The following is a 12,144-nucleotide window of genomic DNA, read 5'->3' on the forward strand; positions in this document are numbered from 1 at the left end:
CTGGCCGACGCCCGCGCGGCCGTGCTGGACGCCTACCTGGCCGACGAGGCCGAGGTGGAGCTGACCCTAAAGCCGGTGGCGCCCGAGATCGACGCGGCGGACGTGCAGGCCGCCGTCTCCCGGTTCGCCAACCCGGCGCTCTCGTCGTCGGTCAGTCTGGTCTTCGACACCTCACGGATCCGGCTCCAGCCGCGCGACTTCGGTCCGGTCCTGCGGATGAAGGCGGTCGACGGCGAGCTGGTGCCCGACGTACGCCTCAAGAAGCTCACCGCCCTGGTCGACGAGCAGATCAGCGGGAACGGCGCCCCGGTCGACGCCTCGTTCGAGATCGTCGACGGCAAGCCGAGGGTGGTCCCGGCCAAGCCCGGCATCGACTACGAGCCGGCCGACGTGGAGCGTGCCTTGCTGAAGGTGCTGACCCGCAAGGAGGGCAAGCGCGAGGCGAAGGTCAAGGCGACGGTCGCGAAGGCGGAATTCACCACGAAGGACGCTCGCAAGCTCAACATCACCGAGCAGGTCTCGACGTTCACCACCTACTTCCCGTACGCCGAGTACCGCAACGTCAACCTCGGCCGCGCCGCCGAGCTGGTGGACGGCACGATCCTGGAGCCCGGTGAGACGTTCTCCCTCAACGACACCGTCGGAGAGCGGACCCGCGAGAACGGCTTCACCGAGGGCTTCATCATCAGCGACGGGGTCTACAAGGAGGAGCTCGGCGGAGGCGTCTCGCAGATGGCGACGACGCTGTTCAACGCGATGTTCTTCGCCGGCCTCGAGGACGTCGAGCACAAGCCGCACTCGTTCTACATCGACCGCTACCCGGTCGGTCGCGAGGCCACCGTGGCGTGGGGCTTCCTGGATCTGCGCTTCCGCAACGACACCCCCCACGGGGTGCTGGTCAAGGCGTCGGTCAACCCGGCCTCGCCCGGATCCCAGGGCTCGGTGACGGTGAGCATGTGGTCGACGAAGGTCTGGGACATCACCAGCCGGACCGGCGAGCGCTACAACTTCACCGACCCGAAGACCCGGACGCTGCGCACCGAGGACTGCTACCCGAACGAGGGCTACCGCGGCTTCGACATCAACGTCTACCGCTACTTCCGCAAGCCGGGCGAGAGCGAGCTGGACCACCAGGAGAAGTTCTTCACCCGCTACCTGCCCTCCGACACCGTGAAGTGTGAGAAGCCCGAGGACTGACGCTGACCTGCCACTTGTGGTTGCCGCCAGGCCGCTGACCTGCCAGTTGTGGTTGCGCGGAGCAACCACAACTGGCAGGTGGGCGCCTCAGGAGCAACCACAAGTGGCAGCTCAGCGCTCAGCGGGGGCGGCCAGGTAGCGGTAGGCGTGGTGGGTGCCAAAGCCGAGGCTTCGGTAGAGGCCGAGCGCGGCGTCGTTCTGGCCGAGCACCTGCAGGTACGCCGTGGTCGCGCCCTGTTCAGCCCCCCACTCCAGGAGCGTGGCCATCACCGCGAGGCCCAGCCCGCGACGGCGGTGGGTCGGCGCGACCTCGATGCTGCGGAACCCCACCCAGTCCCGCTCGTACGCCGCGACGCCGCTGGCCACCGGCTCCCCGTCGAGCGCGAGCTGCGCCCGGGCCAGCCCGGCACCGCCCGACGTCGACTCCTCGAGCCGCACCGCGTCGCTGGCCCTGCCCGACAGCCGCCGCCGAACCTGGGCAACCCCGGCCAGTTGGAACAGGGTGTCGGCGTCGTCGCTCTCCGGCACCCAGCCACGCTCCAGGAAGGCAGCCTCACCGGCCGTGCCCGGCAGCACCGCGGCGATCGGACGCGAGCCCGGGGGGCGGGCGTAGAAGTCGCGGACCAGGTCGACGGCCCCCAGCGTGCCGGGCTCACCGAAGGCCAGCACCGAGTTGGCGCGCCTGGCGCCCTCGGTCGGGGACCGTCGCAGCACCCACTCGCCGAGCTCCTCGGTCTCCAGGTCCGGGAAGAGCGCCATCGCGCGCAGCTGCGCCTCCCGCGGCGCGACCCGGTGCCGGGTCGGTGGCCGGGGCGGCACCGGCTTGCCGGAGACGATGTCGGCCAGCGCGATCCGGACCGGGTCGCCGACCTCGGGCTGGACGACGCAGAAGCCGTCGGCCCAGGCGGTGCAGACACCGAGCAGGTCGGTCATCGCCGGACCGCCGCTGGGGCCGGTCTCACCACGCACCAGTCGTCGTACGACGACGCGCTGGCCGATGACATGGGCGCCCAGACCGTGGGCTTCGCGGGGAGTGGGCACCCCCGGATCCTAGGTCGTCGGCCACATCCGCCGTGCCGGCCGCTCACGGCTCGCACAGACGTCGAGCGGGTGCCGCCCTACTCGGTGGCGATGGCGTCGAGCACGTTCATCCGTGCGGCCCGCACGGCCGGGACGATCGCGGCCAGCACGCCGAAGACGACCGCGACGAGCAGGAACGCCGCCAGGCTGGACAGCGGGAGCGCCAGCTCGGAGAGGTCCTCGCGCAGCGAACGCTGCAGCAGTACGCCGATGAGCAGCCCGAGCACCAGACCGAGCACGGCACCCATCACCGCGATCGTCACCGACTCCAGCGTCACCATCAGCCGCAGCCGGCGCCGCGAGAGCCCGACGGCACGCAGCAGGCCGATCTCACGGGTGCGCTCCAGGACGCTGAGGCTCAGCGTGTTGACGATGCCGATGACCGCGATCACCACCGACAGCGCCAGCAGGCCGTAGACGATGTAGAGGAGCTGGTTGATCTGCGCGGTGATGGAGTCGGCGAACTCCTCCTTGTCCTGCACCGCCACGATCGGCAGGTCGGCGATGAGCGCCTCGAGGTCGGCCTTGACCGCGTCGCCGTCGGCATCCGCGGCGGTGTTGATGCTCAGCGTCGTGTCGACCCGCTTCACACCCGCCTCCTCGAGGACGTCGAACCCGACGTTCAACGGGCCGGCCACCTGGCTGTCCTCGAAGATGCCGGCGACGGTGACGGGCACCCGACGGTCGCCCGGAAAACCCAGGTCGACGCTCTGGCCGAGCGCGAGGTCGCGGTCGGCGGCGGTGCCCGCGGAGATCACGACCTCGCCGGGCCCGGGCTGCTCGTGTCCCTCGATCATGGTCAGGTCGTAGACGTCGCCGAAGTACTCGTCCGCGGCCACGAGGTACGTCGGGTCCGCGTCGTCGCCGACCGTGGCCAGCACCGCCTGCTGGCGCGCCAGCACCTCGACCCCCTCGACGCGGCTCATCCGGTCGCCGATCGCGACCGGGAAGCTGCCGAAGACCGGTGACTGCACCAGGAAGTCGGACTCGAACTGTTCGTCGACCAGCCGGTCAGTCGAGGCGCTCACCGACGCCGCCAGCACTCCCACCGCCGAGACCAGCGCGAGACCGATCATCAGCGCGGAGGCCGTGGCCCCGGTACGTCGCGGATTGCGCAACGCGTTGTCGCCGGCCAGCCGACCGGTCGTGCCGAAGAGAGCGCCGAAGAGCCGGCGGGCGGCCAGCAGCACCGGACGACCGAGCACCGGGCTGATCGCCGCGGTGGTCAGCACCCACACCACCGCGCCCGCACCGAGGTAGAGCGCGTCATTGCCCGGCGCGCCGGCCAGGCCGACCGCCGCCAGCACCGCACCGACGACCAGCAGCAGCGAGCCGATCAGCGTGCGGCGGCGCAGACCGGCCGCGCTCGGCAAGGCGTCGTCACGCATCGCCGCCACCGGAGCCACCTGCGAGGCGTGCCGGGCCGGCAGGTACGCCGAGGTCAGCGTCACGCCCAGCCCGACGACGTACGCCGTCAGCACCGTGGCGGGGGTCAGGTTCAGCACCGAGCCGTCGATCGGCAGGCCGATGGAGGTGAACAGCACGGCCAGGGCACGGGCCAGCCCCAGGCCCAGCAGCAGCCCGGCACTGGCGCCGAACAGCGCGGTGACGGCTGCCTCGAGCAGCACCGAACGGCGTACTTGCGCACGGCTGGCACCCAGGCTGCGCAGCAGTGCGAGCTCGCGGGTGCGCTGGGCGACCAGGATCGAGAAGGTGTTGGCGATGATGAACCCCCCGACGATCACCGCGATGACCGCGAAGGCGCCCAGGAAGATGTCGATGAAGCCGAGGAACTCGCCGACCGCCGACTTCGACTCCTCGGCGGCGATCGAGCCCTCGATCGCCTCGTAGCCGGCGGGTACGACCTTCTCGGCGGCCGCGGCCAGTTGCTGCTGGGTGACCCCCTCGGCGGCGGTCAGTGCGGCCGAGGTGAAGGCGTCGGCACCGCCGAGGAACATCTCCTGTGCCCCGGCGGTGGAGAAGATGACCAGCGTCGCGCCCGCGGTTCCCGCACCGGCATTGAACCCTGCCACGCCGACCAGCTCGAGCTCGGTGGTGACGGGTCCGCTGCCGTCGACCCCGGGCGGGATGACGGTGACCCGGTCACCCACTTCGTAGCCGGCGTTCTCGGCCGCGGTGCCGTCGAGCGCGATCTCGTCGGTGGCCTCGGGCCAGCGGCCGTCCTCGAGCGCCAGGATCGGCTCGCCGTCCATGTTGGGGGTGGCGGTGTAGTTGAAGGAGAGCGTGGGGGCGCCGCCGGTGCCGATCAGCTTCATGTCGGGGTCGAGCACGTAGAGCCCCAGCCCGTCGACGCTGCCGTCGGCGGCGGCCACCTCGGGCAGGGCGGCCAGCTCGGCGATGTCGTCGGGCTCGAGGACCTGGGTGTTGCCGGCGCCGACCGCCTCGAAGGACGAGGTGCCGGCGGGGCGGACCACGGCGTCACTGGTGGAGCCGTCGATGATCCCGTCGAAGGTGGTCGACAGGCCGCTGCTGAAGGTCAGCACCCCGGTCAGGAAGCCGATGCCCAGCACGATGGACAGCGTGCTCATCGCCAGGCGCGCCTTGCGCGCCAGCAGGCTGCGCCAGGTCAGGCGGAGCACGACTCAGCCCGCCGGCGGCGGCACGGGCGCCGGCTGCAGGCGCCGCATCCGCTCCAGCACCGTGTCGCGGTCGGGGTCGCGCAGCTCGTCGACGATCCGTCCGTCGGCCAGGAAGAGGATGCGGTCGGTGTACGCCGCAGCCACCGGGTCGTGGGTCACCATCACGATGGTCTGCCCGAAGTCGTCGACGCTGCGTCGCAGGAACGCCATCACCTCCGCGGAGCTGGTCGAGTCGAGGTTGCCGGTCGGCTCGTCGGCGAAGACGATCGCGGGTCGGCTGACCAGGGCTCGGGCGCACGCCACCCGTTGCTGCTGGCCACCCGAGAGCTCGCTGGGACGGTGTCCCAGGCGGGGGCGCAGTCCGACCGCGTCGACGACCGTGTCGAACCAGGTCTGCTCGGGCTTGCGGCCGGCCAGGTCGAGGGGGAGCAGGATGTTCTCCTGCGCGGTCAGGGTCGGGATCAGGTTGAAGGCCTGGAAGACGAAGCCGATCTTCTCGCGGCGCAGTGCCGTGAGCCGCGTGTCGTTCAGCCCCTGCAGGGGCGTGCCGTCGACGGCGACCGCGCCGCTGCTCGGGGTGTCGAGCGCGGCCAAGCAGTGCATGAGCGTCGACTTGCCCGAGCCCGAGGGGCCCATGATGGCGGTGAACTCGCCGCGTTGCAGGTCGACGCTGACCCCGTCGAGTGCGCGTACCTGGGCCTCGTCGACGCCGTAGACCTTGGTCAGGTCGTGGGCGCTGGCCGCGGGTGAGGCCGGGGCGACGGGCGAGTGGGCGGCGGTGGTCTGGGCCATCTCCCGAGTCTGGCAGCGAGCCGCTCTGTCGTGAAGGCAGCGATGGCGACTCCGCCGGCTTCGCCCACGAGCCCGTCGGGGCGATCGCCGGAGCGCCCAGACCGTGGGCTTCTCGGGGACCGGGCGCCTCGGGATACTAGGCTGTGCCCCGACCGAATTCGCTTGCCCCAGCGTGACCTCCAGGAGGAACTGGTGACCTACGTCATCGCCCAGCCGTGCGTCGACCTCAAGGACCGCGCGTGCGTCGACGAATGCCCCGTCGACTGCATCTACGAGGGCAAGCGGATGCTCTACATCCACCCCGACGAGTGCGTCGACTGCGGTGCCTGCGAGCCGGTCTGCCCCGTCGAGGCGATCTTCTACGAGGACGACACCCCGGAGCAGTGGAAGGACTTCTACAAGGCGAACGTCGAGTTCTTCGACGACCTCGGCTCCCCCGGTGGTGCCGCCAAGATGGGCGAGATCGACAAGGACCACCCGGTCGTCGCGGCGATGCCGCCCCAGTCGCACGACGAGTGACCCCGGTGCGTCCGGTGGGGGTCGTCTCGGGGCGACTGCCGGACTTCCCCTGGGACCACCTCACGGCGTACGCCGAGCGCGCCCGCAGCCACGCTGACGGGATCGTCGACCTCTCGGTCGGCACCCCGGTCGACCCGACTCCCGCTGTCGTCCAGGCTGCGCTGGTGCGGGCCGCGGACTCGCCCGGGTACCCCACGACGATCGGCCGCGTCGAGACCCGCCAGGCCTGCATCGACTGGCTGTCCCGCCGCCACGGCGTCACCGGCCTCGGCCTGGACGGCGTACTGCCGGTGATCGGCTCCAAGGAGCTGATCGCCTCGATGCCGGGCCATCTGGGTCTCGGCGCCGACGACCTGATCGTCTTCCCCGAGCTCGCCTACCCGACGTACGAGGTCGGCGCGGCCCTGGCCGGTGCCCGGTCGCGGGCCGCCGACTCGCTCACGGCGCTCGGGCCCGAGACCCCCGCGCTGCTCTGGCTCAACTCGCCCGCGAACCCGTCCGGCCGGGTGCTCCCCGTCGAGCACCTCAAGAAGGTCGTCGACTGGTGCCGGGAGCGCGGCACCATCCTGGTCTCCGACGAGTGCTACCTCGAGTGCGCCTGGGACGTCGAGCCGGTCTCGGTCCTGCACCCGGCCGTCAGTGGCGGCTCGCACGAGGGCATCCTCGCCGTGCACTCGCTCTCGAAGCGCTCCAACCTGGCCGGCTACCGGTGCGCCTTCGTGGCGGGCGACCCCGCCCTGGTCGGCGAGCTCCTCGCGGTCCGCAAGAACCTCGGACTGCAGATGCCCGGCCCCCAGCAGGTGGCGATGGCGGCCGCGCTCGACGACGACGACCACGTCGAGGAGCAGCACGCGCGCTACGCCGTACGGCGTTCGGTGCTGCGCACCGCGCTCGAAGGGGCCGGGTTCCGGATCGATCACTCCGAGGCGTCGCTCTACCTGTGGGCGACCCGCGGCGAGGACTGCTGGACGACGGTCTCGGACCTGGCGGACCTCGGCATCCTGGTCGCGCCCGGCAGCTTCTACGGCGTCGCCGGTCAGCGCCATGTCCGGGTCGCGTTCACCGCGACCGACGAGCGGGTGGCTGCGGCGGCCGAGCGCCTGGCCGCGAACGCCCGCCCGGGCCGCTGATGCTGGAGCGCTTCCGCGCCCGCTCGATCTGGTGGTTCGTGGGCCTGGCGATCTTCCTGGCCTTCGTCCCGGTCTCGACCCCGGTGCTGATCGGGCTCTACGCCCTGCTGTTCGTGGCCTTCTGGGCGCCCTTGATGTTCCGCACCGGTCGCTCCTTCCGGCAGGGCTACCGCGGCGAGCGCTGAGCGCCCTCCACCCCTCAGCGGTGAACGGCGCCCCCTTCGCGCAACCAGTACGACGCCGCTCCCTGCACGGCCAGCGAGTGCCGCGGGTCACGACCGATCTCGTGCAGCCGTGGGTCCTGGGCCATCCCGACGGCCCGCATGACGAGCTGCTGCTGGGTGGCGTCGCCGGCCAACCCCGCGTTCAGCTGGTCGTCCTCAGGCGGTGCCCCTGCCGCGCGGCCAGCAGGTAGCCGGTCCTGACCTGCCAGGGGTCGGACGAGGCGAGCCACCGGGCCGGGTCGGCATGCTCGGCCGGGACCCCCAGCATCGGCACCCGGGACCGGGCGCTCTCCCGGATGGTGGCCTCGATGCTGTCGCACAGGGCCACCTCGAGCAGCTCGACGGAGACCCCGGCGGCGTAGGGCGAGGAGCGGATCAGCATGCAGGCCAGGGAGATCCGTGGCCCGCGGAAGTCGAACAGTGCCTCGAACAGCAGCCGGGTCAGCATCGGCTCCTCGCCGAGCCCGGCGGTGTCCGCGGAGGCGGCAGCCAGCCGAGCGGCGAGGGCGTGGTGGACGTTGCGCCGCGTGGTGGTCCAGTCGCGCGGTCCCGGCGCTGCCTGCAACTGGCCCGCCAGACGGGGACGCAGGGAGGTGCGCAGGGCCGGCGGCAGCGTCCGGAAGAGCTGGGTGAGCAGGGCGCGGCGATCGGGGTCGGCGTCGGCGCGCTCGAAGGCGGACAGGAAGGGCTGTTCGAGGGCCCACCAGTCGTCGGGGTCGAGCCCGCCCACACTGCGCATGTTCTGCACCATCACCTCGCCGGCCCGGACCAGGGAGGTCGAGTCGTGGTTCAGCAGCTCGCCGGCCCAGGTCAGCAGGCTCGGGGTGGGGAGCTCGGAGACGACGCTCGCGAGGTCCAGGACCTCCTGGGCGTCGGGCGCCATCACCCTCTCCCGGACGACCGCGGCCACGACATCGGCGTACGGGCTGCAGCGCAGCAGCGCCAGGGCCTCGTAGCGGGTCACGTACGCGGTCCCGTGACTGCGACCGAGCTCGCTGGCCAGGCGCCGGACCAGCGGCGTCATCTGGGAGATCGGCAGGCCGAACCCGCGGGGTACGACGTGCTGACGGGCGAAGCGCAGCCAGTCGCCGCCGCTCGGGCTCGCCCCGCAGACCGCGTCGACCAGGTTGCTGAACCGGGCGAGGTCCAGCGGCGCGGGCTCGGGGCCACGATCGACCGGCGCGTAGTCGAAGGTGCGGCAGAGAACATCGACGACCCCGCGCAGTTGGCCGTCCTCGAGGCCGAGGAGCTGCTCGTAGCCGTCGATCAGGGAGCCGTCGCGCAGGCCGCTGGTCTCCAGGCGGCTGACCGATGCCGCGGAGATCGGCGTTCCGCGGCGGCTCAGGCCGGCGGCCATGGCGCGCAGGTCGACGCCGTGCGCGATGCGTGAGGTGCGCAGCAGCCACCCGATCCGGGCGGGCAGGTCGATGCGGGGGCCGTCGAGCGGGGTGGAGTCCTGCAGGACGGCCGGGAGTCGGGACACCGCGGAATTGTTGCACGGACGGCGATCGGTGCAACAACATCGGGATCGCCGGGCGGCCCGGCCTACATTCTCCCCGGCCACGCTGCTCGGGGGAGCGGCGTGGGGGTACTCGGCCCCCTCCCGGGCCGACACCGTGAGGTGGCCCGTGCCGCTGCGTCGACGTACGTCATGTCGGGGGGACGCAGCGTCGCGGGCCACCCTCCGGCCGTCAGTCGAAGACGTCCACGTGGACGTGGTCGCGATGCTCGAGGACCGCGCGGTCGCCTGGACTCTCCGGTGGGTCGTAGGCCCGCCACCGGTCGTCGCGCCCCGCCTTCCAGATCCGGCCGTCGAAGATCACGGTCTGGATGTCGAGGCGGTCCGCCTGGGCGACGAGGTACTGCGCGATCGCCCACCCGCGACGATTGTTGTCCGGGTTGACCGGGCGCAGGAAGATGTCGATCGCGCGACCCTCGTAATGCGTCGACCCCGGCATGTGCCCGCTGCTCACGCCGCCCGGCGCGAACCCGCCCAGGGCGAGATCCCCGAAGGCTGCCTCGACCGCCCCGCGGACCTTCGCCGCCCTCGGGGTCAGCCCGGCCTCGTCGAGGCGGTCCGGGCCCGGCTCGACGTCGCCGGAGAGGCGGCAGGCGAAGGCGTGCGGCGAGTTCCCGGTCAGCGCGGAGGCGAGCACTCGTGCATCCGCCTCGTGATCGGCGTACGCCTCCGGGAATCCCGAGCGCTGCACGGCCTGGGCGGCCACGGTGATCCGCATCGACTCGTAGCCGTCCACCTTCGCCAGGGCGTCGTAGAAGGCGTTGGTCGCGTAGTAGGGGTTCAGGATCTGCTCGCGGGTGCCCCAGCCCTGCGAGGGCCGCTGCTGGAAGATCCCGAGCGAGTCGCGGTCGCCGCTGTCGAGGTTGTAGATCTTCGACTCCTGGTACGCCGTCGCCAGCGCGATCGAGACCGCCCTGGCCGGCATCCCGCGGCGTACCGCGATCGCGGTGATCAGGGCGGCGTTCTCGGCCTGTTCGACGGCGAGGCTGACCGTGCGACCCTCGACGGTCGCCGTGCACCGATCGCCCCCGAAGTAGGGCGTGCGCTCGCGCAGCACGCCGTACCCGACCGCCGCGACGACGCCCAGGGCGGCGAGCGCCAGCAGTACGCCGCCACGCTTCACGGGTGGTCCTTCACGGCCGGTGCGTCATCGTGCGGGGGGACATCAGGGGCCCGGGTCAGTTCTGGTGCAGGTCGGCGTTGAGCTCGATGCCCTCGCCCTGCCACGGAGTGGCCTCGATGGTCCCGGTGACCGAGTTGCGCCGGAAGAGCACGTTGTTGGCGCCCGAGAGGGTGGCGGCCTTGACGACCTTGGGCTTGCCGTCCATGTCGCTGATGGTCACCTTCGTGCCGGCGGTGACGTAGCAGCCGGCCTCGACCACGCAGTCGTTGCCGAGCGAGATCCCGATCCCGGCGTTGGCGCCCAGCAGGCAGCGCTCGCCGATCGAGATGACCTCCTTGCCGCCGCCCGACAGCGTGCCCATGATCGAGGCGCCGCCGCCGACGTCCGAGCCGTCGCCGACCAGGACTCCGGCCGAGATCCGACCCTCGACCATGGAGGCGCCGAGCGTGCCGGCGTTGAAGTTCACGAAGCCCTCGTGCATGACCGTCGTGCCCTCGGCCAGGTGGGCGCCGAGGCGGACCCGGTCGGCGTCGGCGATCCGGACGCCGGAGGGGATGACGTAGTCGACCATCCGGGGGAACTTGTCGACGCCGAAGACGGTGACGTGCTGACCGGCGGCGCGCAGCCGGGCGCGGGTCAGCTCGAAGCCCTCGATCGCACACGGGCCGGCGGAGGTCCACACGACGTTGGTGAGCAGGCCGAAGACGCCCTCCATCGAGATCGACTGCGGGACGCAGAGCCGGCTCGAGAGTAGGTGCAGGCGCAGCCAGGCGTCCTCGGTGGAGGAGGGGGCGGCGGAGAGGTCGGCGATCTCGACCAGGCGCACCTCGCGCCGTACGCCGCGGACGTCGTCGGTGCCCTCGAGCGCGGTCAGCTCGTCCGGGGCGTCGGCTCCGTCGGCGGAGCCAAGCGCCGGCGAGGGGAACCAGACGTCGAGGACGGTGTCGGAGGAGTCGAGGGAGGTCAGGCCGTAGCCCCAGGCAGAAGAAGTCATGGTGGGGTCAGTCTACGGAGGTCGACTCACTGCCCGGTGCGGCCGTCGATGCACTCGCCGTTCCACGGCTGCCAGGCCTCGGACGCGCCGGCCTTGCCGGCCACGGCGCCGTCGAACCCGACGCTGAACCACCGGTCCAGGTCCCCCGCCCCTCATGGAGGGGCGGAGGGTGGGCTACCTCGACGTCTACCCGATCAGGGTTGTGCCGCTATTCGAACAGGTGTACGATAAGCGTCAGGTTCCAGGCAATAGCCGTCGATGCTGATGGTCTGGTCCCCGACCGCACCCTCGAGGTGCGGTCGCCTCCTCACAGGCGCCCTGCATCGACACCGTGAGAACCCGTTGGTTCTGCCGTGTCGAGATGTAGGAGGTGCCGCGTGGACCGTCATCCCGTGCTGGCCACCGCTGGTGCCCTCACTGACCTGCTGGCCGACCTGGCCGACCTGCCGGTGGAGTTCCTGGCAACGGCGGAGACGGGAGGCGCTGCTCGTCGTCGACCGGGCCGCGGCCCGGCTGGAGAGCCTGCGCCTGCGGTTGGTCGCGGTCGCCGACGACGTCGCCGCCGTCGAGGGGGCTCGCGACGTCGCCGCCTGGCTGGCCGTCCACACGCGTGCCGACCGTGGGAGCAGTCGGCGTGCGCAACGGCTGGCGCACTCGCTCTCGTCGCGCTGGCGGCACCTCGCCGATGCCCTGGCGGCGGGCAGTCTCAACATCGACCAGGTCGAGGTGATCGCCCGGGCGCTCGACGAGCTCCCGGACGACGTGCCCGCCGAGACACGCTCACGCGCGGAGATCCACCTGGTCGAGCAGGCACGGCACTTCGCTCCACACGAGCTGCGGGTGCTGGGCCGACGCATCCTGGACGTGGTGGCCCCGGACCGGGACGAGGACCATGAGCGTCGACCGGTCGAGGCAGAGGAGCGCCGAGCCCGCCGGACGACGCGGCTGGTCAGCCAGGGTCTCGGC

Annotated in this window: 12 protein-coding genes; 5 read left to right on the plus strand and 7 right to left on the minus strand. The window is 71.8% G+C overall.

The window, feature by feature from the left end; all coding sequences use genetic code 11:
* Nucleotides 1-1,197, plus strand: a 1,197-nt coding sequence (locus ABZE72_RS12405) for a VanW family protein (RefSeq protein ID WP_372729344.1), incomplete at its 5' end; no start/stop codon positions are given.
* A gap of 111 nt (nt 1,198-1,308) precedes the next feature.
* On the opposite strand, the gene ABZE72_RS12410 is transcribed toward ABZE72_RS12405, so the two are convergent.
* The 3 genes from ABZE72_RS12410 to ABZE72_RS12420 all read right to left on the minus strand — a co-directional run bounded on the left by ABZE72_RS12410 (nt 1,309) and on the right by ABZE72_RS12420 (nt 5,669).
* Entirely contained in the window at nt 1,309-2,238 is a 930-nt protein-coding gene (locus tag ABZE72_RS12410) for a GNAT family N-acetyltransferase (RefSeq protein WP_372729345.1), read from the minus strand.
* Between the two features lie 77 nt (nt 2,239-2,315).
* Nucleotides 2,316-4,877 (minus strand): ABC transporter permease, encoded by a 2,562-nt coding sequence (locus ABZE72_RS12415; RefSeq protein ID WP_372729346.1) that lies wholly within the window; start codon nt 4,875-4,877, stop codon nt 2,316-2,318.
* A 3-nt stretch (nt 4,878-4,880) separates the two neighbouring features.
* The gene (locus ABZE72_RS12420) at nt 4,881-5,669 is read right to left on the minus strand and encodes an ABC transporter ATP-binding protein (RefSeq protein ID WP_372729347.1); all 789 of its coding nucleotides are present in this window, start codon (nt 5,667-5,669) and stop codon (nt 4,881-4,883) included.
* A gap of 192 nt (nt 5,670-5,861) precedes the next feature.
* Here ABZE72_RS12420 and fdxA point away from each other — a divergent pair, with 192 nt between their 5' ends.
* From fdxA to ABZE72_RS12435, 3 genes are read left to right on the plus strand one after another with little or no spacing between them, the layout of a single operon-like run.
* Entirely contained in the window at nt 5,862-6,188 is a 327-nt protein-coding gene (gene fdxA / locus ABZE72_RS12425) for a ferredoxin (protein ID WP_372729348.1), read from the plus strand.
* Nucleotides 6,189-6,193: 5 nt separating this feature from the next.
* Nucleotides 6,194-7,318, plus strand: a complete 1,125-nt coding sequence (gene dapC, locus ABZE72_RS12430) for a succinyldiaminopimelate transaminase (RefSeq protein WP_372729349.1) — start codon at nt 6,194-6,196, stop codon at nt 7,316-7,318.
* Nucleotides 7,318-7,503, plus strand: a complete 186-nt coding sequence (locus ABZE72_RS12435; protein ID WP_372729350.1) for a hypothetical protein — start codon at nt 7,318-7,320, stop codon at nt 7,501-7,503. The genes dapC and ABZE72_RS12435 overlap by 1 nt, the downstream gene beginning before the upstream one ends.
* Before the next feature lie 14 nt (nt 7,504-7,517).
* Here ABZE72_RS12435 and ABZE72_RS12440 read toward each other — a convergent pair whose 3' ends face one another.
* The 4 genes from ABZE72_RS12440 to dapD all read right to left on the minus strand — a co-directional run bounded on the left by ABZE72_RS12440 (nt 7,518) and on the right by dapD (nt 11,178).
* Nucleotides 7,518-7,676, minus strand: a complete 159-nt coding sequence (locus ABZE72_RS12440) for a hypothetical protein (RefSeq protein WP_372729351.1) — start codon at nt 7,674-7,676, stop codon at nt 7,518-7,520.
* Between the two features lie 8 nt (nt 7,677-7,684).
* On the minus strand, nt 7,685-9,025 hold the full coding sequence (locus tag ABZE72_RS12445) for a hypothetical protein (protein WP_372729352.1): 1,341 nt from the start codon (nt 9,023-9,025) through the stop codon (nt 7,685-7,687).
* Between the two features lie 208 nt (nt 9,026-9,233).
* On the minus strand, nt 9,234-10,184 hold the full coding sequence (locus ABZE72_RS12450; RefSeq protein WP_372729353.1) for a hypothetical protein: 951 nt from the start codon (nt 10,182-10,184) through the stop codon (nt 9,234-9,236).
* Nucleotides 10,185-10,239: 55 nt separating this feature from the next.
* Nucleotides 10,240-11,178, minus strand: a complete 939-nt coding sequence (dapD, locus tag ABZE72_RS12455; RefSeq protein WP_372729354.1) for a 2,3,4,5-tetrahydropyridine-2,6-dicarboxylate N-succinyltransferase — start codon at nt 11,176-11,178, stop codon at nt 10,240-10,242.
* Between the two features lie 408 nt (nt 11,179-11,586).
* Here dapD and ABZE72_RS12460 point away from each other — a divergent pair.
* Nucleotides 11,587-12,144, plus strand: a 558-nt coding sequence (locus ABZE72_RS12460) for a DUF222 domain-containing protein (RefSeq protein ID WP_372729355.1), incomplete at its 3' end; no start/stop codon positions are given.

Origin of the sequence: Nocardioides sp., from assembly GCF_041600255.1 — a bacterium.
Taxonomy (GTDB): domain Bacteria; phylum Actinomycetota; class Actinomycetes; order Propionibacteriales; family Nocardioidaceae; genus Nocardioides.